At 49.6% G+C, this 21,073-nt stretch carries 21 protein-coding genes and 1 pseudogene; 8 read left to right on the top strand and 14 right to left on the bottom strand.

What is annotated here, in order from left to right; translation table 11 throughout:
- Window positions 1-14 precede the first annotated feature (14 nt).
- The 4 genes from A7975_RS25865 to A7975_RS25850 all read right to left on the bottom strand — a co-directional run bounded on the left by A7975_RS25865 (window position 15) and on the right by A7975_RS25850 (window position 3,772).
- Window positions 15-587 carry a hypothetical protein gene (locus tag A7975_RS25865; protein ID WP_065387041.1) on the bottom strand — a complete coding sequence of 191 codons (573 nt, stop codon included), beginning with the start codon at window positions 585-587 and terminating at the stop codon, window positions 15-17.
- 137 nt (window positions 588-724) lie between these two features.
- Complete coding sequence (locus tag A7975_RS25860; protein ID WP_065387040.1) at window positions 725-1,276, bottom strand: NADPH-dependent FMN reductase; 552 nt, start codon at window positions 1,274-1,276, stop codon at window positions 725-727.
- A 151-nt stretch (window positions 1,277-1,427) separates the two neighbouring features.
- Window positions 1,428-2,075, bottom strand: a complete 648-nt coding sequence (locus tag A7975_RS25855; protein ID WP_053373618.1) for a response regulator — start codon at window positions 2,073-2,075, stop codon at window positions 1,428-1,430.
- Complete coding sequence (locus A7975_RS25850; protein WP_065387039.1) at window positions 2,072-3,772, bottom strand: GAF domain-containing sensor histidine kinase; 1,701 nt, start codon at window positions 3,770-3,772, stop codon at window positions 2,072-2,074. Before A7975_RS25850 ends, A7975_RS25855 begins: the two co-directional genes overlap by 4 nt.
- A gap of 405 nt (window positions 3,773-4,177) precedes the next feature.
- On the opposite strand from A7975_RS25850, the gene serS reads away from it, so the two are divergent.
- Window positions 4,178-5,458 carry a serine--tRNA ligase gene (serS, locus tag A7975_RS25845; protein ID WP_065387038.1) on the top strand — a complete coding sequence of 427 codons (1,281 nt, stop codon included), beginning with the start codon at window positions 4,178-4,180 and terminating at the stop codon, window positions 5,456-5,458.
- A 55-nt stretch (window positions 5,459-5,513) separates the two neighbouring features.
- Here serS and A7975_RS25840 read toward each other — a convergent pair whose 3' ends face one another.
- From A7975_RS25840 to A7975_RS25820, 5 genes and pseudogenes are all read right to left on the bottom strand, one after another.
- A complete protein-coding gene (locus A7975_RS25840; protein ID WP_065387037.1) occupies window positions 5,514-5,933 on the bottom strand; it encodes a DUF1284 domain-containing protein in 420 nt (139 codons plus the stop codon).
- Window positions 5,934-6,037: 104 nt separating this feature from the next.
- Window positions 6,038-6,556 carry a DinB family protein gene (locus A7975_RS25835; RefSeq protein ID WP_053373622.1) on the bottom strand — a complete coding sequence of 173 codons (519 nt, stop codon included), beginning with the start codon at window positions 6,554-6,556 and terminating at the stop codon, window positions 6,038-6,040.
- Window positions 6,557-6,627: 71 nt separating this feature from the next.
- Window positions 6,628-6,873, bottom strand: a pseudogene (locus tag A7975_RS25830) (helix-turn-helix domain-containing protein); the annotation flags it as partial.
- A gap of 300 nt (window positions 6,874-7,173) precedes the next feature.
- The gene (locus tag A7975_RS25825) at window positions 7,174-7,896 is read right to left on the bottom strand and encodes an amino acid ABC transporter ATP-binding protein (protein ID WP_053373624.1); all 723 of its coding nucleotides are present in this window, start codon (window positions 7,894-7,896) and stop codon (window positions 7,174-7,176) included.
- On the bottom strand, window positions 7,889-9,388 hold the full coding sequence (locus tag A7975_RS25820) for an ABC transporter substrate-binding protein/permease (RefSeq protein ID WP_065387035.1): 1,500 nt from the start codon (window positions 9,386-9,388) through the stop codon (window positions 7,889-7,891). The genes A7975_RS25825 and A7975_RS25820 overlap by 8 nt, the downstream gene beginning before the upstream one ends.
- A gap of 554 nt (window positions 9,389-9,942) precedes the next feature.
- On the opposite strand from A7975_RS25820, the gene yidC reads away from it, so the two are divergent.
- Window positions 9,943-10,767: a membrane protein insertase YidC gene (yidC, locus tag A7975_RS25810; protein ID WP_053373627.1), complete on the top strand. Its 825-nt coding sequence runs from the start codon at window positions 9,943-9,945 to the stop codon at window positions 10,765-10,767.
- A gap of 14 nt (window positions 10,768-10,781) precedes the next feature.
- Window positions 10,782-11,606 carry a sugar phosphate isomerase/epimerase family protein gene (locus A7975_RS25805; protein ID WP_065387033.1) on the top strand — a complete coding sequence of 275 codons (825 nt, stop codon included), beginning with the start codon at window positions 10,782-10,784 and terminating at the stop codon, window positions 11,604-11,606.
- Window positions 11,607-11,694: 88 nt separating this feature from the next.
- On the opposite strand, the gene A7975_RS25800 is transcribed toward A7975_RS25805, so the two are convergent.
- Together A7975_RS25800 and A7975_RS25795 are read right to left on the bottom strand one after the other, a co-directional pair.
- A complete protein-coding gene (locus tag A7975_RS25800; protein ID WP_053373629.1) occupies window positions 11,695-12,213 on the bottom strand; it encodes a DUF5673 domain-containing protein in 519 nt (172 codons plus the stop codon).
- A gap of 34 nt (window positions 12,214-12,247) precedes the next feature.
- The gene (locus A7975_RS25795; protein ID WP_065387032.1) at window positions 12,248-12,739 is read right to left on the bottom strand and encodes a response regulator transcription factor; all 492 of its coding nucleotides are present in this window, start codon (window positions 12,737-12,739) and stop codon (window positions 12,248-12,250) included.
- A gap of 661 nt (window positions 12,740-13,400) precedes the next feature.
- On the opposite strand from A7975_RS25795, the gene A7975_RS25790 reads away from it, so the two are divergent.
- Entirely contained in the window at window positions 13,401-14,429 is a 1,029-nt protein-coding gene (locus A7975_RS25790) for a M50 family metallopeptidase (protein ID WP_065387031.1), read from the top strand.
- Between the two features lie 71 nt (window positions 14,430-14,500).
- Here the strand turns inward: A7975_RS25790 and chrA are convergent, their stop codons facing one another.
- The 3 genes from chrA to chrS are packed head-to-tail and all read right to left on the bottom strand — an operon-like array spanning window position 14,501 to window position 16,154.
- Window positions 14,501-15,046: a chromate efflux transporter ChrA gene (gene chrA, locus A7975_RS25785; RefSeq protein WP_065387030.1), complete on the bottom strand. Its 546-nt coding sequence runs from the start codon at window positions 15,044-15,046 to the stop codon at window positions 14,501-14,503.
- Entirely contained in the window at window positions 15,033-15,668 is a 636-nt protein-coding gene (gene chrB, locus A7975_RS25780) for a chromate efflux transporter ChrB (protein ID WP_304362772.1), read from the bottom strand. The genes chrA and chrB overlap by 14 nt, the downstream gene beginning before the upstream one ends.
- Window positions 15,669-15,671: 3 nt before the next feature.
- Complete coding sequence (chrS, locus tag A7975_RS25775; RefSeq protein WP_053373638.1) at window positions 15,672-16,154, bottom strand: chromate efflux transcriptional regulator ChrS; 483 nt, start codon at window positions 16,152-16,154, stop codon at window positions 15,672-15,674.
- Between the two features lie 255 nt (window positions 16,155-16,409).
- Between chrS and ggt the strand changes: the two genes are divergently transcribed.
- The 4 genes from ggt (at window position 16,410) to A7975_RS25755 (ending at window position 20,945) form a co-directional block, all read left to right on the top strand.
- On the top strand, window positions 16,410-17,990 hold the full coding sequence (gene ggt / locus A7975_RS25770; RefSeq protein WP_483295930.1) for a gamma-glutamyltransferase: 1,581 nt from the start codon (window positions 16,410-16,412) through the stop codon (window positions 17,988-17,990).
- 27 nt (window positions 17,991-18,017) lie between these two features.
- Entirely contained in the window at window positions 18,018-19,211 is a 1,194-nt protein-coding gene (locus A7975_RS25765) for an amidase (protein WP_065387029.1), read from the top strand.
- A gap of 16 nt (window positions 19,212-19,227) precedes the next feature.
- Window positions 19,228-20,088, top strand: coding sequence for a fumarylacetoacetate hydrolase family protein (locus A7975_RS25760; RefSeq protein WP_065387028.1), 861 nt, complete (start codon window positions 19,228-19,230; stop codon window positions 20,086-20,088).
- Between the two features lie 158 nt (window positions 20,089-20,246).
- Window positions 20,247-20,945, top strand: coding sequence for a pirin family protein (locus A7975_RS25755; protein ID WP_065387027.1), 699 nt, complete (start codon window positions 20,247-20,249; stop codon window positions 20,943-20,945).
- Window positions 20,946-21,073 lie beyond the last annotated feature (128 nt).

Below are 21,073 nucleotides of genomic sequence, written 5' to 3'. Positions count from 1 at the left end.
CCGCGTTTCGGCGGTTATTTCGTTGCGGGAGCGATGTCGGGATTAACGGCAATGATGCCGTAAACCTGAGGCTCCTCGGCAGACGCGCCAAACCAAAGCTGGCCGCTTCCGACCATAACGCCTTGGTCTCTCACAAATAGATTGTCGACTTTTTGCGCTGCCAGCGCGTCTTTGACGGATTTGGTTATAATCTGGTCATACTTCTCTATGAATTCCGCTTTGGATTTGATCTGTACGGGTGTTTCTCCATTCACTTGAAGCGGGAGCAGAATAAGCTCGGCGACAGCGCTCCTCTCATCGGCGGCAACTGCTGCTTTCGCTAACTCGAACATTTTCTCAAAAGCTTTAGGATCATTAATGCCTGCTGCTGCGTAAGGGTTATCCTCCTCAGCCATTGCATTCGCTGCTTCAGCTTGATTCGAAGGGGCGATTGCAGAAGCGTCTTTGTTTGAATCAGCGTTCCTGTTACTCGCCCCCGTTTGTCCGCATCCAGCCAATAAGGTCATTGCTATGCCAAAAGCCGCAAAAGCGGCGAAGCTCTTCCTTTTCCGTTTCACTAGCGAAAACGTCGCCATGTTGTTCAGCATGATGATCCTCCTCTAAAATTTGCGGTAACCTTTCATTTCCCTTTATTAGTTTAAACCTACTGGAGTAGTTTCAATCACTATCTTGAAAGGTCCCGCTATTTAGAGGGGGAGAGGGCCGAGGTAAGCTCAGTGCCTGCTTAACCTCCCTTAACCAACGAAGCAAGCTCCAGAAACGCCAAAGTTGAGCGATGGATGCGATCGTGGATCTCGTGGCCGCCGCCTTCGTAGGCGGCTAATCCGTCCGCAAGCAAGTTGCGCTGGGCGCCTCCGATGGAGATCCACTCCGGCGAGTTGATTCCGTGAAGATTGCGCACGATGGCTTGGAGCTGCTGCAAGGAGCTTGTTCCGACAGCGCCGCCCGAGGAGCTTAAGGATAGCACCGCTTTTCCGCGAAAATGGTCCTGGCCGAGGAAGTCCAGCGCGTTTTTGAGCACGCCCGAAATGCTGCCGTGATATTCGGGGGATGCCAGCACGATGGCGTCCGCTTCGCGCATCGCTTGCTGCAATTGCTGGACGGCTGCATGATCATGGCCGATCTCATCGGGTGAGTAGAAGGGAAGCGGCGTTTGAAATAAATCATGCAGCAGAACGCTATGCCCTTTTTTTGAAATCAATTGCCCTACATGGACGGCTAGACGTGTGCTTGTTGCAGAATCTCGATTGCTTCCGGTTAAAATCGTAACTTTCATAATAATCTTCCTTTCGCCTTGCGATTTGATTGGTATAATCGTATCACTTCCGCAACGGCATGACGTCCACAATAGGACTGATTTTAAAATGAAATAAGCATTCAACCATTGGCTGAATGCTCTACGACTTTAGTCTGAGAAAAAGGGGCTGCTATTGATCCAGCCCATGCTTCACGGCGTAGATGGCAGCCTGCGTGCGGTCGGCCATCCCGAGCTTGCTCAAAACGTGGCTAACATGGCTTTTGACTGTTTTTTCCGAAATAAACAGCTCCTTTGCGATGTCTCGGTTGCTTTTGCCCGATGCGATAAGCCGCAGCACGTCCTGCTCTCTGGCTGTAAGCTCGGAAATGCCCTGATCGGCACTCCGGGGAGAATCGGCTTCGGCATATTGGCTCATGAGCTGGCCAGCCACGTCAGGATGAAGCTCAACCTTGCCGTTATGCACATTTATAATAGCGCGCACGAGATCCTCCGGTTCAATATCCTTGAGCAAGTAACCCTTGGCGCCGGCGCGGATCGCCGGGAGCGCATGCTCCTGATCGGAGAAGGAAGTCAGAATGATCACTTTGACGTCGGGATGGGTAAGCTTGATTTGTTTCGTAGCTTCGATCCCGCTCATTCCGGGCATGTTGATATCCATCAATACGACATCAGGCTGCAGCGCAGTGACTTGTTCCAGCGTTTCTTGTCCGGTAGCCGCCTCGCCGATCAGCTTAATATCCGTTTGCGTCGATAAAAAAACCTGCAAGCCTCTCCGTACCATCGCGTGGTCGTCGGCCAATAACAATTTGATCGTCATTTTTCCGGCACCTTCCTTATTGCATCAGCGGAAAGAGGAAGCATCACCTCAATCGATGTTCCCTTTCCCGTTCTGCTCGTAAGCCGAAAACGGCCGCCAAGCATTTCGGCGCGTTCCCGCATATTGGATAACCCAAATGATTGCTGCCCAGTAGACGTGTTTGACGCGTCGGGCGTCCCGCCCGTATTCATGCCGCGGCCATAGTCCGTGACCGTAAGCAAAATTTCCTCTGCTTGCACCGCAAGCGCCACACTGACCTTGGATGTGCCCGCATGCTTGGAGACGTTATTTAGCGCTTCTTGGCCGATCCGCCATAACGCTTCCTCCGCGCCTTGCGGCAGCGCCGCATTCCCGGTCGTCTGCCCGTTTACTTGCAAGCCGAGCCTAGTGCCGTATTCCGCGAGCGCGGTTACGATTCCTTTCTCCACGCCCGCGGGCCGAAGCTGGATGATGAGCGCGCGCATTTCCTTTAAGGCATCCCGGGACAATGCCTGCATATCCTTAACGGCGCTTATGGCCGTAGCCACCTGTTCGCCGCCAAGCAAAGATTCGACGCCCTTAGCTGTCATGCTGATGGAAAATAACAGTTGGGATACGGAGTCGTGCAAATCACGCGCCAGCCGGTTTCGTTCCTCAAGCCGGGCAAGATCCAGGCGAACCTCCTCTAGCCGGGCATTTTCGAGTGCTATAGCCAGATGCTCCGCCACTGCTTCAAGCACGGCGCCGTCTACTTGGTTGAGTCCGCAGCTTGCGGGATGCGCAATGACCAAGACGCCGCAAGCCTCGGTTCCGCCGAACGTAACGGGAGCCGCGATGACGGATTGAAGCGCCTTCGTTATTTGCTGCTGCATCCCGCTTTCGATCAGCGCGGAAATATGGGCGGCATCCATCTCTTGATAGCCCTGCGCGCGGCCCGCTTGGTCAAGCCATGGTGCGTCAGCAGTCCGAATACGCAAATTAGGAGTAAGCAGCAAATCGTCATAGCGCAGGCTGCGGACAACAAAATAGTCCCCGGAGCGCTCCAATAAAGCAACGAACGGCCAATCAAAATGATCCCCGATCAGCTTCATGGCGTGCAAGTTCAGCTGTCCGCCGGCATCTTCTCCGCTGAGCGTAATGGTGAGCGAACGGCTGAATTCGCCAAGCCGGGAAAAAAGCTCCGCCCGCCGCTGCTCGGCCTCATGCAGCCTCATTCGCTCGACGGCTACGCCGATCTGGAACGCGACAGCTTGCAGCAGTGCCAGCTCCTCGTCCGTAAAATGCTCCTTGCCCGGCGAGCCGACGTTTAAGACGCCAAATAGCCGACCGCCGATGCGAAGGGGAACGGTGGCGTGATGGGTAAAGCCGCATGTATCTCCCTTTTTTTCCCTTCGGGCATTTTCGAGCCTTTTGCAGTTCAAAATGTTGACCGCGTTTTTAAGCTTTCCGGCTTGATAGCGGTCCAAGCACCAGCAGGAGCCGCATTTCATGAACCGTTTCTCTTCGAATAGCAGCGCAGGCGGCAAATTGCGGTCGGCTACACATGTATAGTCGTGGTTCTCATTTACAAAAAAGATCCAACCGAAGGAGAGCCCCGTCACCTCAAGCAGCCTGCCTAATACGGTGTCCAGCATGTAATCCAAATCATTGGATTGGTTTAACGTTTCCGCTATCGTTTTGAGCGTGGTCAGCTCTTGCACATGGAGATCATTCGTCACGGCTTCCGTTCCTCCGATCTATGCTTTATGGTATTTTTAATATTCGTGAATGGGCAAGGCAAAACCTTTTTAGACCGCCTAGGAAAGCATTCCGCTGCGGCAATAAACGGTTTTCCTCCAAAAAGCACACTTGTGTTTCTCATGTTGAATATGTTATATTACTACAAAATTAATTATCGGATCACGCCAGTGAAGAGAATCCAACTCGGAGGCGTTCTCGTCAAGGGGAGGGAAGCGCCTTCCCCCTAAGTTTACCGGGCCCGCCCGTTATCGCGGAGCAAAGAGGATCAGACAGCTTGTCTGTTTGGTCAATTTGGGTGGCACCGCGAGTACAAAAACGCTCCTCGTCCCATATGGGATGAGGGCGTTTTTTGTGTTTTTCTAAACGAAAAGGAGCGCGGTGACATGTTGGACATGAGATGGTTGAGGCAAAATCACGAGCAGGTTCAGACGGTGGCAAATCAGAAGGGGATCAAGGTTTCCATTGCAGAGCTGCTGTCGTGGGACGAGAAGAAGCGCCTGCTGCTGCAGGAGACGGAAGGGCTGCGAGAGAACCGCAATAAGCTCTCGCATTATATCGGCACGCTGCTGAGCCAAGGGGCTAAGGAACAAGCGGAACAAACGAAGCAAAGCGTAAAGGAAACGAATGAGAAGCTGAATGAGGTGGAGGCAGAGCTTGAAGAGGCGGAGCGGCATGTCGGTGAGCTGCTTGCAATGGTTCCGAATATCGTATCGCCGGATACGCCGTTCGGCCGTTCGGATGCTGACAATGTGGAGCTGAGACGCGTTGGCGAAGCGCCAAGCTTTGCGTTCGAGCTGAAGGATCATATGGCGCTCGGCGAGCTGCACGATATGGTGGATGTGCAGCGCGGGGTGAAGGCTGCGGGCAGCCGCAACTACTTCTTGAAGGGAGCGGGCGTGTTGCTCCACCGCGCCGTACAGCAGCTAGCGCTTGATTTGCTGCTGCAAAAGGGCTTTACGCCGCTCGATGTTCCGCTAATGGTTCGTACCGATGCGATGAGCAATACGGGTTTTTTTCCGCTCGGCGAGGATCAGAGCTACCGGATTGCGGGTGACGATAAATGGCTGGTCGGCACCTCGGAGGTGCCGATGATCACCTACTATGCGAATGAAATCGTAGACGCTCAGACGCCAATCAAGCTTGCTGCCGCATCGGTCTGCTTCCGCAGCGAGGTTGGCTCGGCAGGCAGAGACGTCCATGGGCTGTACCGGGTTCACCAGTTTGCCAAGGTCGAGCAGGTCATCATGTGCAAGGCGGATCACGAGGTTTCGGAGGCTTTGCTGCAGGAAATAACCGCGAACGCCGAGGAGCTGCTTCAATGCCTTGTGCTGCCCTATCGGGTAATGGCGGTGTGTACGGGCGACATGTCGCAAAAAACGTATAAGCAATACGATATCGAGACATGGATGCCAAGCCGCCAGAGCTACGGGGAGACGCATTCGTCGTCGAACCTGCTTGATTTTCAGGCGCGCCGCTCGAATATCCGGTATCGTGCCGAGGACGGCGCGTTACGGTTCTGCCACACGCTTAACAACACGGCCGTGGCGAGCCCGCGCATCCTCATTCCGCTTCTGGAAAACCATCAAGAGGAGGACGGCTCGATTCGTATTCCAGCGGCGCTTCAGCCTTATATGAACGGGATGAAGCGGCTAGCTATCCATTAAATGCAAAATGCGGCAAGGAGCAATGCTAAGGCATCTCCTTACCGCATTCATCTTTTTACGCGCCTACTTTCGGAAGCGACTTGCCCTCTGCAAGCAGTCCGACTCCCTCCGCGCAGACGCCATATTTCTCCCATGGACAGGTGGTGCAGAGATGGCTGATATCTTCCGGCACCATAACCTTGGCTACGCGGTCGCAGATGGACTGCCAGCTGCCGCGCTCGCCTGCTCTTAGTCCAAGCTTTGCAAGTACGTCCGCATCGAGGCCGTATACCGTTCCTTCGCAGTGATAAGCTTTATCTGGCGGGTATGCTTTGCATACGTCGTCGGGACCTGTTATAATCTCAACCTCGGTTTCCGGCTCCACGCGCAGCTTTTCATATATGGCAGTCATATTGACGCAAAAATCATCCGAATACCCCATGCCTCGGTAGCCGAGTAAACAAAGCAGATGGTGCCCGCGCAATCGAATGGTCATCCCTTTACAGCTCCTTAAACTAAAAAATCATGTATGTTAACCATATTATCACATCAATAGGTTTACATACATGATTTTATGGGGCAAAGATAAACGGCAATACGCTACTTCACTAAATATCTATCTTTAATAATGTTCAAATGATGAGTCTCATGGCCTGCAATGATATAAGCCAGCGCATTAACCGTAATTTCCGATCCGTTAGATACTCCGAAGCGATGCCATGCCGCTTCCGATAAGCCGCGCAGCAGCGTAAGCGTTGCTCGGCGCACGGAAATGTAATCCTCGATAATTTGGGAGAACGTCCAGTCTTGGAAGGTAGAGCCGCTCATAAATTCATCCTGATCATAGCCGGCAAGCGGCGTTTTGTCGCCGCGCGCTGCTCGAAGCAAGCGGTAGCTCATCACGCGTTCGTTGTCCGTAATATGGCCGATGACCTCTTTCAGCGACCATTTTCCTTCCGCATAGCGGTAGTCAGCTTGCGCTTCAGGAATATCCGAGAGCAATTCGGTTGTACTTGCCAGTTGCTGTTCAAGAATTTCCGTTACTGAGCCTTCGCCTACCAGTCCAATATATTGCTCATGGTAAGGCATATATTCTTCCTTTGATGGTCGTTGCTGCATGCGCATAGCCTCCCTCTCATTTTGAAGATTATAGCACAGGTTCTTCCAAAATAAATTGCTATTATTTCCAGCTATATAGAGCGTTTCTTCTCCCGGTATTGACCCGGCGTAATCCCCTCCTGCTTGCGGAAGGAGCGAATAAAGTTTTGCGGGTTGTTGTAGCGCAGCTTAGCCGCGATATCCTTGATTGGCAGCTCGCTTTCCGCCAGCCATTTTTTAGTCATTTTGAACCGGTACATCGACAAATATTCGCTAAAGGAGTAGTTCGTTTCCTTGCGGAAAACGCTGCTCAAATAGTTCGCGTTATAGTGAAGGCTGGCCTGCACATGAAGGTAGCTCGCAATCTGCTGCTGGAGATGTTCGGTTAGCGCGTATTTGGCATTGTGAAAAGCATCCAGATCAGATTCCGTGCTGCCGATGATCGTGACGATCGTTTGATCCATGATAACGGGCGCAAGCCGCTGTTCAAAAGGGATAAGCTCCTCGATACATTATGGACTGCAGAGATGGAGTCGCTGATGTAAAGAAAAAGCTCTGCGGCTGTTGCAGCCGCAGAGCTTTATTTGGATTATGGATCATCCACTGTCAATTTACATGCTGGATGTGACTGATTATGATCAAAGCACCTGCTCCAAAAACCGCGCTGCGCGCTCGCTTTGCGGCTGCGTGAAAAACTGCTCAGGCTTTGTCCGTTCAACCAGCTTGCCGTCATCGAGGAAATAGATCGTATCCGCCGCTTCGCGGGCGAATTTCATCTCATGCGTCACGATCAGCATCGTCATGCCGCTGTCGGCAAGGCTGCGAATAACGTTCAGCACTTCCTTTACCATCTCGGGATCGAGCGCCGAGGTCGGCTCATCGAACAGCATAATGTCCGGCTCCATGGCAAGGCTGCGGGCGATCGCCACCCGCTGCTTTTGCCCGCCGGATAAGCGTGAAGGATAGCTGTCTGCTTTGTCTGAGAGCCCAACGCGCGCAAGCAGCTCCTTCGCTTTGGAGCGGGCTTCCTCGGTAGTCAATCCTTTTACCTGGGTTGGCGCAAACGTAATGTTATCGATGACCGTCATATGCGGGAACAGGTGAAAATGCTGGAACACCATGCCGATCCGCTGGCGGACCTTTGCAATGTCCGTTTTTGGGTCCGTAATGGACGTGCCGTCGATCGTAATCGTGCCGGAGGTTGGTGTCTCCAGCATATTCAAGCAACGAAGGAAGGTGGATTTGCCTGAGCCGGATGGTCCGATCAGCGCAACGACCTCTCCTCGTTCTACTGTAGTGGTAATGCCTTTTAGCACTTGGTTTTTGCCGAAGGATTTCGTTAAGTCGGTAACATTAATCACTGCGACGCAGCCTCCTTTCAAGCTTACGGGCAAACGAAGTTAAGATAAGGACTAGCACATAATAAATAGCTGCAATAAACAAGAGAACCTCTAGCGATCTAAATGTATCGGAGCGTACAACGTCTGCACGCCGCATCAAATCGGCTACGCCAATGACGGATACGAGCGACGATTCTTTGAGCAAAGCGATACATTCATTCACGAGCGCCGGCAAAATCGTACGAAGCGCCTGCGGGAAAATAATGCGCAGCATCATGGTCCGATAAGGAATGCCGAGCGCGATGGCAGCCTCGCGCTGCCCTTTGTCCACGGCCATAATGCCGCCGCGAATCGTTTCGGATAAATAAGCAGATGAGTTAAGGCCGAAAGCAAGGCCGGCGGCCAATAACGCAGGAATGTCATAATTGAAAATCTGCGGTGTCGCGTAATAAATAATCATCAGCTGTATAAGCAGCGGCGTGCCGCGGAATACAGACGTATAGGCAGTCGCGAACCATTCGAGCGGCTTAACGCCGGATATTTTGAACAATGACAAAACCGTTCCCCACACCAGTCCAAAAAGCGCCGAAACAAGTGTAAAGAGCAAAGTTACGTATACGCCTTTCAGAATATAGGGAATGTAGCCCTTAAGGATGCTGAAGTCGATGTTGAGAAGGGAAGCGGACTTATCCTTGCCGTCAGGAAACCATTTCTCCACGATTTTATCGAGCTCGCCTTTTTGCTTCATTTCGGCAAGCACGCCGTTAAACTCGCTTACGATGGCCGATTGCTTTGGAAATGCGATGGCATAGCCGTTTTCCGCAGATTCTGCTGGCAGGAAATTCATCACTAGATCCGGGTTAAGGCTAGTCATCTCAATCGCTACGGCGTCCTCAACGATCGCTGCATCGATGCGGCCGGAGTTAAGCTCTTGGATGAGATCGGGAATTTTATTGAGTTTTTTGAGAACGGCGCCTTTAATGGTTTCCGCATATAGATCCTGCGTGGAGCCTAGCTGGGTGCCGATTTTTTTGCCGGAGAGCGACTCTTCCGTTTCGAGCGGCGCAGATTTTTTAGATACGATCGTATTGCGGGCTGCGTAATAGCTGTCTGAGAAATCGATGCTCTTCTTTCGCTCATCCGTAGCGGACATTGCGGACATCACAAAGTCGACGCGGCCGGTTTGCAGCGCGGCAATAAGACCATTGAAATCCATGTTTGCGATTTCCAGTTCATAACCGAGCTGGCTGGTGATATACTTGGCTATATCGATATCCAAGCCGACGATTTCGCCGCTATTTTTAGCGTCAACGCTCTCGTAAGGGGGATAATCGGCTGAGGTGCCCATGATGAGCTTCTTTTTCTGCCCGGCACTCGCCGTATTAGATGCGCTTTCTGCGCTTACGGAATTAGAGCCGTCTGCTCCCATGGGAAAGACTTGTCCAAGGGCAAGAAACAGAATCGTTGCGGTTATGAGTGATAAATAAATGATTTTTAGCTTTTTTCGATTCATGTCGTCCTCTTTCTTCTTCTGTAATTGTCTTTGGTGACTGCAACATTAGAAAGTATAGGGTGTTCGCTATCCTTTGTAAATAACCAACTATTGAGGGTTTGTAACATTTTCGTAATTTGGTTATTCGTAACTTAGTGAGAATAACTGTTATAATATCCAGATAGAATGAAATCTATTTTAGATGAATATAGCTTCGGGGCGAAACGGTGCTCTTCGCAAGCCGTATTGGATGATAGCTAATAAGGAAGGGAGGTGAATACATTGTTCGAACTCGAGCTGCATGACGTCATACCGTATTTGATTTCGATTAGTCTCCTTTGTTCCTTGGCCTATGCTTATGCTTCTCACTTGCATACTGGCGCTTATGAGTATTGGGAGCGAAACCAAGTCATCAGTGTTTTATATATTTCGCTGCCGCAAGTTCTGATTCATACCGTTCCGCTGCATCACTGGCTCGCAAGGAAGGTGAAGCGAAAGGAATCACCCGATGACGACATAGCAGATTGCTCCGCCTCGTTTGCTCAGAAACTTTCAAACAAACGAGGAGGATTTTTATGCAAAAGAGCAATGTATTCCCTTCATTAAAATATGGACGTGTGTTATTGGCCGGCATGATGCTGGCAGTTTTACTATTGGTAAGCGGATGTAGTACGGCTAGCGGTACGATTGACGGCAGCACGCCAGGGATATTTAACCACTATGTGATTTACCCGCTATCAACGGTGCTTCAATATCTCGCCGATATGTTCGGCGGTAATTACGGCTTCGCGATTATTGGCATTACGCTTATTATCAGACTTATTTTGCTGCCGCTTATGATGCGCCAGTATCGCTCGCAAAATCAAATGAAAACGAAGATGGCGGCTCTTCAGCCGGAATTGAAGCAGCTCCAAGATAAATACAAAAGCAAAACGGATGCCGCTTCCAAACAGAAGCTGCAGCAGGAAACGATGCAGCTGTACCAGAAGCATCAGGTAAATCCGCTTGCGATTGGCTGTTTGCCGATGCTCATTCAAATGCCGATATTAATGGGTCTCTATTCAGCGATCAAGCTGACTCCGGAGCTGGCGGATCATTCCTTCCTTTGGTTTAAGCTTGGCTCGCCTGATATTGTGCTTCCTATTGTTGCGGCGCTCGTTTACTTTGTCCAATTCAAGGTGTCGCAAACGGCACAGCCGAACGCAAATGCCGCACAGCAGAAGCAGCTTGCTTTCATGGGCTACTTATCCCCGATTCTAATGGGTGTGTTTGCATTGTCAGCGCCTGCGGCTATCTCGCTTTACTGGGTAACAGGCGGTTTGTTCATGATTGCGCAATCCTACCTAGCCAAAAGAGTGTACTCGCCGAAGGTGGAGGTTGCGCTTAAAGGCAGCGTTTAAAAGGAGACGATCAGATGTCAGTCGGTGTATTGGCCCATTTATTCGGAAGCTTGCCCTATAAGGAGCTTGCTCCAAAAGTAGCGGCAAGCGGCTTCAGCCATGTGCAGCTTGCTTTATGGAAGGCAATTAGCGACGTTGATTTCAGCAAGCCCGGCAACATAAGTCCGGGCCTTGCAAATGCAATCGGCGAGCAATTCGATAAGAACGGCGTAGCGATATCGGTGCTTGGCTGCTACGTGCATTTGTTCGATCGCAACGAGGAGGTTCGCCGCGCTAACGTGAACCGATTCAAGGAGCTTCTGCGCTATGCCAAGTTTTTTGGGGCGCCTATGGTTGCAGCGGAAACGGGGCGGAATGAAGGCGACGATTACACCGAACGTGACTGGTCAGTCATGAAAGCCACGCTTGAGGAGCTTGCCTGGGAAGCCGAGAAATGGGGCGTCTTTGTTGGCTTAGAAGCGGCGCACGGCCATTTGATTGGATCTGCCCCCGAGCTTGCCCGCATGCTGGAGGAGGTTCCATCCTCCAATATCGGTGTCGTGATTGATCCCGGCAATCTGCTGACGGCCGCTAATTTTGCAGAGCAGGACCATGTCATTGAGGAAGCATTCGAGCTGCTGGGCAGCCGCATCATTGCGGCTCACGCGAAGGATCGTATTCTTCAAGACAGCGGCGAGCTTGCAACCGTTACGGCTGGGCTTGGGCAGATGAATTATGAGCTGTATATGAAGCTTCTTAATCAATATAAGCCGCATGTACACATCATTATGGAGGAAGCGAAGGAGCATCAAATGGCACAGTCAAAAGCCTATATAGATGGGATTCGCGGACGGGTGTAAAAAGCAAAAACAGTAGACCGAGGGGGGACCTGGGGCTGCTGTTTTTTTTGTTTTTGAGGATGTAATGGCAAGATTGCTTGTTTAATGATTAAGCATTGCTTGGAATATGTTGAAGCAGATCAATCAGTTTTGTTTTTGAATCGGCGGGGATAGTTCCTCTTAAAACATCATTTTTTGTTTTGATCTCTAATGAAAGCTTATTTTCGAAACGGTTAGATTCCTCTAAATGATACTGTACAATATCGTGCCAAGGCGTCAGCTTGGTATTCAAATATATTCCGTCATGCCCAATCGAAAACGTTATTTTATCGCGAGAGATGATTAGCGTAAGAAATAAAAGATAACCAAATGCAAACCAGTGTTTATGAATAATCTCGCTTACGCCAAAGAAAAATAGCAGCCATAATGCTGTAATAGCAGCTGTGTAAGCGAGCACTAGTATAACTAGCTTCATGTTTGTTATAAACAAAGTGTGATGATGAATATGTACGATATAATTGGAATTTTTGTTCATCTGATATTGTTTAAATTCATAGTACAAGCAGGAAAGAAGCACTAAACCGCTGAAAATATTTAGGCATAATGTGAATGTGAAAGCGATATTCAATCAGAACGCACCTCGTCTATTACTCCTAAAATGATTAATTAGGTTTTTTCTTGTTAAATGTCTTTGTCCTGCTATAGCCATTAAATTGAATTTTTTCAAGCGCTTGCTTGGATGTTTGGACTTTCATCTTCTTCAAAATGCTGCTTACTTGATTTTTGACAGTACTTTCAGCTTTGTGCAAAGTCCGGGTAATGCTTATTTGAGTGAAGCCTTGCTCAAGCAGTTCGAAAATTTCCCTCTCGGATGGTGATAACTGATGAAGAATAGCATCTTTTTTCAACTTTGCGTAATCATCCAGCAGTACTTCGATTGAATTGCCATTAAGTACGACAGTTCGAATGATGTGGGATAATTCGTAATAATTAGCTCGGGGCATACAATGCACAGCGCCAGCGCCAAATGCTTTTAAAATGTTTTCTTTATTTAAATCCTCTGTCATAAGGATTATTTTTGTAGGTTGAATGACGTTCATTTCGATAGATAGTTCGATTCCATCAAACTTATTTTTTGAACTATAGTCGTTCATAAGTACAATGTCAGCAAACGGGAATAGCTTTAAGGCACTTTCCTTATCATCAACGTAACCGATAATTCGAAAATTTTCTACAAGAGATAAGTGATTGTGAATACACTCCTGCCATACTGTGGATTCAGGGACTTATTTCCTGCATATAGATAAATTATATGGAAATTGATAGGTCTCAAGCAACGAAAAGAAGATTAGTATTTTCCGAAGATGGATTTGCGTGAATGAAATGAAAAGATAAAATTATGGTGCTGGTTAAACTTAAAGCATAATTGTTTCAAAAATCAATTAACATTTGGGGGGAAATGATGCCTGAAGCACAGCTGCAAAATATTTTTTTACACTAGCAGATGTTGACCAAGAGCAAATGAATATTTACCATCAGCTTTCTTCATTCTCAGGTACAGTCAAAGAAGAGCTTGTCCCGGATTTGTCCCTCGCCGATTTAAGGGCGAAGAGACAAATCAACAGCCAATTACTGCATGTTGCCAAGGACGAATTAAACGTATTGCGATCAACTTCGGACGGTGCCTGGCTATACGACAGTGGAATTATTCACAGGAATTACAGGTATTGGCTATACTATGCTGAGATTGTATAATAGTAAAAGGGTTCCAGACGTGCTCAACCTGGAGTTATCGGTTTAGAGGAGGTGCTTGTCTTGAACGATGTTGTATTATTTTTAATTACCTATATCCTTGGAACAATTCCTGTATTGTTCATATGGGTCCTTATTCATGAATTGGGTCATGCCCTTGGCGCATGGTTGGTCGGCTTTAGGGTCTCCTCCTTTTCGGTGGGCCCTTTTTTCCTTGTTTTACAAGACGGAAAGTACCATTTCCGATATGTGAAGCATACCCGTAAATCTTATTTTGGCAGAGTTCATCCGCTGATCCACGGTATCCATACCGACAAACAATATCATTCGTTAAGGGGAAAGGTAGCTTTAGTAGCTATTGCGGGGCCTTTGTTGGAATGGGCAAGCATTATCGCCTTTATTCTGCTTAGCCGCTATATACCGAATCAGACCATTGCCGTCACGTTGCTAACGATTGTAATAAGCTTTTCCATCCTCACATTGCTGGGCAGTTCAGAGATTGCTGCTGCTGTCCAAATGTTCATGGGACATGAATTGTTGCTTGCAGGACATATCTATATATGGTCCATTTACAGCAATGATTCTGACAAGGAGTCCAATCGTTTCATTGTAACTAAGCTGCTTCAGCAAGCGGAGCAGTTGGAGCAACTTCGGGAAACGAAAAAGACAAAGGGCTATTTGTCGTATTGTCACATTATGTTGGAGCTTTACTTGGCTGATTATATTCAAGCGCTGCCTGCTTCACTAGAGAAATCTCTGGCTAAGTTTATTAGAGAGTTAAACGACAAGCCGGCCGAAAAAAAAGTAAGACAGGAACAGCTAGCGTTATCCTATCTCTTCATTACTTATAGGATTGTGTCTGGAGCCAATAAACAAAAAGCGGAACAATGGTTTTATAGTCTGGAAAAACGGTATCAAGCGACTAGTGAGGATGCCGTCTATCAGCATAAGCGGGCGAGGCATTTCATCGGTATAGTTGATGAATTATCGGAGCTTAACAACAGGACTTATATTCCCCCGTTTTTCTATTGCGAGACGGGTTACGAGAATCTGAATCGTAGAATCAATAATCGGTCTAGTGTATCTATATAACCATCCAAAAAACAGGACCGTCCACCCCGCAAAGAAACTTAAAGGGGAGGACGGTCCTGTTTGCTCATGAATTACAGCACATTCAAATGCGGAATGACAAGCCCGCCATAAGCGAATGCGATCACAATGACAATGGCTGGGTGGATCTTGCGGAATTGCATCGCCCAGAAGGCAACGGCGGCAATAATAAGCGATTGGATGCTTCCGATAGATTGGACGGAGCTCTCTGCCATTTGCCAAGTTAGCAGCAGCATCATAATGGCAATGACCGGCTGAACGAGCAGGGTCATCCCTTTTACGACGGGGGATTGACGATGCTTCTGCAGCACCTTTAGCAGTAGGATCAGCGCTACTGCTGACGGGACGATGGTTGCCGCCAAAGCGACGACGGAGCCGATCCAGCCCCCAACATCGTAGCCGACAAAAGCGGCGATTTTTGTTGCGATTGGACCAGGGAGCGCGTTGCCGAGGGCGAGTATATTCGAGAATTCGACCGGCGTCGTCCACTCATGGTTGGTCACGATTTCCCGGTACATGAGCGGGATGGATGCGGGACCGCCGCCGTAGCCGAGCACGTTAGCGATAAAGAAACCGATGACAAGATTAATCCATTCCACGCGTTACACCCTCCTTCTGCTCTGCGCCGCGCTGCTGCTTCTGTTGTTTTCTGCGCTGAAGGGCTGCGACCGTTCTAAGATGAAAGGCGCCATAACCTAGAAATAAAAGGATGACGATAGCGGGATGAATATGAATGCCTTGCAGCAAGCCAAATGCGATGGCAAAGAAGCCGAAGCCAACGTATTTGCCGAGTCCTTTGACGGCCCGCTCGCCAAATTCGTACGCCATCATGCCAAGCATAACGGCGATAACGGGTGTGACCGCGCCGATCATTCCCTGAATGAAGTCGGCGCTGCTAAGAAACTGGACGGTCGTAAGCAGCAAGATCATTGCAATTCCCGACGGGACAATATGGGCTAGAACGGACACGATGGCACCCAGCGTACCTTTCTCCCTATAACCTAGATATGCCGCGATCTTTGTTGCGATAGGCCCTGGCAGAGCATTGGCTAGCGCAAGTATTTCGCCGAATTCCTCATCTTCTATCCATTTGTAATTGGTAACCGCCTCGTAACGTATAAGCGGAATAACGGACGGGCCTCCGCCGTAGCCGATAATGCCTGTCTTCATCATCGCCCACGACAGCTGCATGTAGCGGTTGCTCATGATTTTGCTCGCCATACGCTACAACCTCATTCCCATACGGCTCTTATAACGATTAATAAGGACCTGGCAGTCTACGCTCATAATGCCTGGCAAGGTGTACAGCTTATCCTTCAGAAAATGCTCCATCTCCTGGTTGTTGCGAAAAAGACCATGCATATGCAATTTGCTCGGTCCAGTCATGTGATAGAGGCTTGTGACGAACGGCTCTGTTGAAAGCTGGTCAGCAACGGCGTGCAAATGCTTAGGCTCCACCTCCACATTAAAAAATGCCGAGACATGAATGCCGATTCGCTCGGGGTTAATAACGGCTGTAAAGCGTTCAATTACGCCGCCATCCATCAGCGCATTAATTCGGGATTGAACGGCTACTCGCGATAAACCGATCTCTTTTGCCAAGTCCGTGTAAGATATTCTTCCATTAATATTGAGTTCAGCTATAATTTTACGATCGATATCGTCAATTTCAACCGTAGAGGTCTCATCGGCTGGTTTCATCTGCATGTGTATATCAGCTCCAATTTCATTTGGTGTAAATTCAAGATGTCTTGTAATATCATCATTTAATTACCATATGTATAAATATATACACAATTCCATTCGTTTTCAATACAATAAATAAAAAGTAATTACATTTTAGTTGCCTATCATCTGTTTAGGTGGTATTTTAAATTCATATACGATGTTATGTTATCTATCATCTAATTCGTTAATTTGTGAGATTCGTTCAAAATGAAAATATTTTTGGGAGTGATAGCCGTGAATCAGTCCGTAATCGGAACAAAAGCAATGGTCGTAAGTCCTCATTATTTAGCTACCGCGGCTGGTGCGCGTATCTTGGAGCAAGGCGGCAACGCCTTTGACGCGGCTGTCGCTGTCAGCGCCTGCCTTGCAGTCGTTTATCCGCATATGACGAGTCTCGGAGGAGATTCTTTTTGGCTTACTTATGAACATACGGAAGGCAAAGTGCGCGGTTATAACGCAAGCGGCAGATCAGGCTATAATGCGAGCGTCGGCGCGTATGCAGGACTGGCGGCGATACCCAATCGGGGCATTGGCAGCATCGTCACGGTGCCGGGAATGGTAGACGGCTGGGATGCGGTTCACCGCGAGTACGGTCGATTGGAATGGGCGAAGGTGCTTGCTCCCGCTATTGAATATGCCGAAAATGGCTTTCCGATGTCGAAGGACCAATATCACAATACGGTTCATAATGAGGCGGTGCTCGCACGGACGCTTGAAACGGCTGATATTTATTTGCCTGGCGGCCAAGCGGTTAAGACCGGGGAGCGTTTCAAGCAGCCTGCGCTAGCGAAGACGCTGCGCCGTTTAGCTGAATTTGGGCGCGATGAATTTTATAAGGGAGAGACTGCGAAGGAGATAACGAATTTCCTCGGGAAAAATGACGGGCTTCTGACAGCGGATGATTTTGCCGATCACCATGGCGATTGGGTGACACCGGTCGAGGGCTCGTACCGAGGTTATACGCTTCATCAGATGCCGCCGAACTCACAGGGCTTCTCCGGCATTATGGCGCTTCATATATTAGAGCAGTTTAAGCTGGGAGAGATCGCACATGGCTCGCATGATTATTACCAGCTTTGCATTGAGGCGCTTAAGCTGAGCTTCCGTGACCGGAATAAATATTTATCCGATCCGGCATTTACGAACGTGCCGCTTGAGCGGCTTCTGGACAAAAGCTATGCGGCAAGCCTAGCGGCTTCTATTGAAATAAACCGCGCCTCATCGGAAAAATCCGAGGTGCTCGGCAGCGATACCGCTTATGCGGCGGTCGTGGACGCGGACGGCAACTCGGTCTCTTTTATCCAAAGCTTGTATTTTGAATTCGGTTCCGGGGTCGTCGCCGGCAATACGGGTGTTCTATTGCAAAATCGCGGCTCGTTCTTCTCGCTGGATCCCGGTCATGTAAACAGCTTGAAGCCGGCCAAAAGAACGTTTCACACGCTCATGCCGGCTATGGCGTGCAGGGACGGCAAGCCTGCCGTGCTTTACGGGACGCAGGGCGGGGAAGGGCAGCCGCAAACGCAGACGGCGATTTTTACGCGGATGATCGATTACGGCATGGACCCGCAGCAGGCGATTAACGAGCCGAGGTGGGTGTGGGGCCGAACATGGGGAGAGCCTACGCAGGAGTTGAAAATAGAAGGGCGTGTCTCCGCCGAAGTATTGGACTCGCTGACAGAGGCTGGTCATACCGTGCGGAAGGTCAAAGATTTTGACGGCATCATGGGGCATGCCCATGCGATATTGCGTGACGAGCAAGGTTTCCTGCAAGGCGGGTCGGACCCGCGCTGCGATGGCGCAGCAATAGGCTGGTAGATGAGTGAAGTGGAGGCAGGGATGTAGATGAAGCATAACTGGAACGCGTATGCGAATGAAAAAGTGGTCGCAATGCCGTATGCAGAAGGCAGCTTGAGCGGCAAAACATTTGCAGTTAAAGATGTATTCGACATTGCAGGCCACACGCCGAGCGCCGGCAATCCGGATTGGCTTCGAACGCATGAACCGTCGGAGAGGCATGCAGCGGTTGTAGATAAGCTGCTTGGCAGCGGCGCGAAGCTGATAGGAACGACAATGACCGATGAGCTCATGTATAGCATTAATGGAGAGAACGCTCATTACGGCACTCCCGTGAATCCGAAAGCATTAGGACGAATTCCGGGCGGCTCCTCAAGCGGCTCGGCGGTTGCGGTATCGGCGGGGTTAGCTGATTTTGCAATTGGGACGGATACAGGCGGTTCGGTTCGCGTGCCCTCCGCTTATTGCGGCATTTACGGAATAAGGCCGAGTCATGGGGCTGTTGCTGTGAAAGGGCTCATTCCGCTTGCGCCAAGCTTTGACACGGTAGGCTGGATGGCACGGGATGCGAAGACGCTGCTTGATGTGGGCCGTGTGCTGCTGGATTCGCAAGGGAGCGGGGAAGCAGGTTTCCCGCGAATGGTATTTGCCCAAGATTTATGGTCCTTAACCGATGAGTTTTCATTTGCTGCTGCTTCGCGTTATTTTCAGGCTTTGCGTGAACTTGCGGATCAGCATGAGGATACCGTTGTTGCTCCAAACGGGTTGCGGGAATGGATGAACGCCTTTCGCACGATTCAAGGGCTGGAAATTTGGCGGGAGCATCAGGATTGGATTACACGCGAGAAGCCTTCCTTCGGGCCGGGCATTGCCGAGCGATTTGCATGGGCAAGCACGCTTAAGCTTGAAGAAAGCGGTGCGGCTTATATCCTTCGAGAAGAGATTCGGATAAGAATGGATGAGCTTCTTGGCGAGAATACGGTGATCGTTGCGCCGACCGTGCCTGCAATTGCGCCGCCGCTTCATATGGCGGGCCCTGAGGTCGAGCGGAGAAGGGTGCAAACGCTCGAAATGAGCTGTGTTGCCGGACTTGCAGGACTGCCTCAGGTAACGGTTCCGATTGCGGGCGAGCAGGGTTATCCCATTGGCCTTTCTTTTATCGCAGGACGCAATCAAGATATAAGGCTGCTCGAATGGGTAGCCGGGCATGTCGCAGCACGAATCAAACCATTGAGCGAATGAGAAGGAGTCTAAAACGATGAAAGTATCATCCGTAAAAGTGAATGGAAGGGAGCTTGCCGCGCTGCCTAGCGCGATTGGGCTTGTATTAATGGAAACGATTAATGAAGCAGAAGCGGCGAGTTGGAGCACGGAGCTGTTTGAGCTTATTCGCCTTGGCGAGCTGGAGCCTTTAACCGGTTGGTATGAGGGCGGCGGCAAGGATAAGCTAGAGCAATTGGCAGCTATTCCTTATGGGCAGGCGGAATATATGCCTTTGTACCGCCAGCCGCGCAAAATATGGGGCATTGGCATGAACTATGTGCAGCATGCGGAGGAGCTTGCAGCCATTGATCCGAATGACGAGCCGGTTAGCTATATGAAGCCGGATACGACGATTATCGGTCCGCTGGATGCGATACGTATCCCTGCGGATGTCGGGAAAATAACGGCGGAAGCTGAGCTTGGGATTATCATCGGCAAGACCTGCAAAAATATAACGGAGGCTGAGGTGTACGATGTAATTGCGGGTTATACGACGACGATTGATGTAACGGCGTCCGATATTCACGCCAGACATCAACGTTACTTAACAAGAGCCAAGAGTTTTGATACCTTCTTCAGCTTCGGGCCGCAGCTGATTACGAAGGATGAATTTCCTGATCCGCTTGCCATTCAAGTCGAGACGGCCATTAACGGCGAGGTTGCGCATCGGAACAAAGTGTTTAATATGAGGTTCCGGCCTTATTTTGCCGTAGCATTTCATTCTAAGGTCATGACTTTGCTGCCAGGCGATATTATTATGACCGGCACGCCGGGTGCAGTCGTTATTCGTGATGGCGACATTGTAGAGTGCCGCATTGACGGTTTCGAAACTTTGCTTAATCCTGTCAGGGATTGAGGCTAAAGGCTAGACGCGCAGCGGGAAGCAGTCGGTTTCTCTTTTGAGAAACGGCTGCTTCTTTGTGTTAGGTATTTGCCTGCTCTTGAGGCTTGCTTGCATGGCGGAAAACTGCTATAAATAAGTAAGTAAATAAATAGTTGTTTGGAGGAGAGACGATGATCAACGTATTTCCCGCTGCTACGCGGCATATGGCCGATCTCGGCTGGCTGCGCAGCCATCCAAGCTTCTCATTCGGGGCGTATTACGATCCGGATCGAACGGGCTTTAGTGTCATGCGTGTATGCAATGATGATTATTTGACACCGGGAAGAGGCTTTGGCGCTCACCCGCACAGCGATATGGAGATTGTGTCCATCGTATTAAACGGTCAGATTAGGCATGAGGATAATTTGGGCAACGCTGTCGTATCCTCGTTTGGCGAGGTTCAGCGCATGTCGGCAGGTACCGGCGTCATCCATACCGAGTTTAATGCTTCAGAGGTTGAAGAGCTGCGGCTGCTTCAGCTATGGTTTATGCCAAAAGAGCGAGGACTCGCGCCATCCTATGAAGCGAGCCGGTTCGATACGGATAAGCTGCATAACGCGCTGCTCCCTGTCGTTTCCGATAAGCCTCTAGAGCAGGTAGCTTCGATTGGGCAAAATATGACGATCTATTTGAGTAAATTAGAGCAGGGGAAGCAGCTTGATTACGCAGTAGAAGAGGGTCGCAAGCAATTTTTATATATCATTGAGGGGCAGCTTCAGACGGAAGGCGAAACGTTGGCGACAGGAGATACGGCGCAGATTGAGGCTGCGGACGGGCTCAAGCTTTTTGCTGAGGAGCATGCCTTTTTTATGCTTATCGATTTGCCGTAATGAGCTTTCGAAGTAAGTTTGCATTCGCAAACTTTAAGCACACGCTTTCGAAGTAAGTTTGCATTCGCAAACTTTAAGTACACGCTTTCGAAGTAAGTTTGCATTCGCAAACTTTAAGCACATGCTTT

The organism is Bacillus sp. FJAT-26390 (genome assembly GCF_001682865.1).
Taxonomy (GTDB): Bacteria; Bacillota; Bacilli; order Paenibacillales; family Paenibacillaceae; genus Pristimantibacillus.
Note: the sequence above shows the minus strand (reverse complement) of the source record. Positions and strands in the feature narration are given on the sequence as shown.

Coding starts and splice junctions, on each gene's coding strand:
- A7975_RS25865 (WP_065387041.1), bottom strand. CDS start 587: ATGCTGAACAACATGGCGACGTTTTCGCTAGTGAAACGGAAAAGGAAG.
- A7975_RS25860 (WP_065387040.1), bottom strand. CDS start 1,276: ATGAAAGTTACGATTTTAACCGGAAGCAATCGAGATTCTGCAACAAGC.
- A7975_RS25855 (WP_053373618.1), bottom strand. CDS start 2,075: ATGACGATCAAATTGTTATTGGCCGACGACCACGCGATGGTACGGAGA.
- serS (WP_065387038.1), top strand. CDS start 4,178: ATGTTGGACATGAGATGGTTGAGGCAAAATCACGAGCAGGTTCAGACG.
- A7975_RS25840 (WP_065387037.1), bottom strand. CDS start 5,933: ATGACCATTCGATTGCGCGGGCACCATCTGCTTTGTTTACTCGGCTAC.
- A7975_RS25835 (WP_053373622.1), bottom strand. CDS start 6,556: ATGCAGCAACGACCATCAAAGGAAGAATATATGCCTTACCATGAGCAA.
- A7975_RS25820 (WP_065387035.1), bottom strand. CDS start 9,388: ATGAATCGAAAAAAGCTAAAAATCATTTATTTATCACTCATAACCGCA.
- yidC (WP_053373627.1), top strand. CDS start 9,943: ATGCAAAAGAGCAATGTATTCCCTTCATTAAAATATGGACGTGTGTTA.
- A7975_RS25805 (WP_065387033.1), top strand. CDS start 10,782: ATGTCAGTCGGTGTATTGGCCCATTTATTCGGAAGCTTGCCCTATAAG.
- A7975_RS25795 (WP_065387032.1), bottom strand. CDS start 12,739: ATGAACGACTATAGTTCAAAAAATAAGTTTGATGGAATCGAACTATCT.
- chrB (WP_304362772.1), bottom strand. CDS start 15,668: ATGGCGAGCAAAATCATGAGCAACCGCTACATGCAGCTGTCGTGGGCG.
- chrS (WP_053373638.1), bottom strand. CDS start 16,154: ATGCAGATGAAACCAGCCGATGAGACCTCTACGGTTGAAATTGACGAT.
- A7975_RS25765 (WP_065387029.1), top strand. CDS start 18,018: ATGAAGCATAACTGGAACGCGTATGCGAATGAAAAAGTGGTCGCAATG.
- A7975_RS25760 (WP_065387028.1), top strand. CDS start 19,228: ATGAAAGTATCATCCGTAAAAGTGAATGGAAGGGAGCTTGCCGCGCTG.
- A7975_RS25755 (WP_065387027.1), top strand. CDS start 20,247: ATGATCAACGTATTTCCCGCTGCTACGCGGCATATGGCCGATCTCGGC.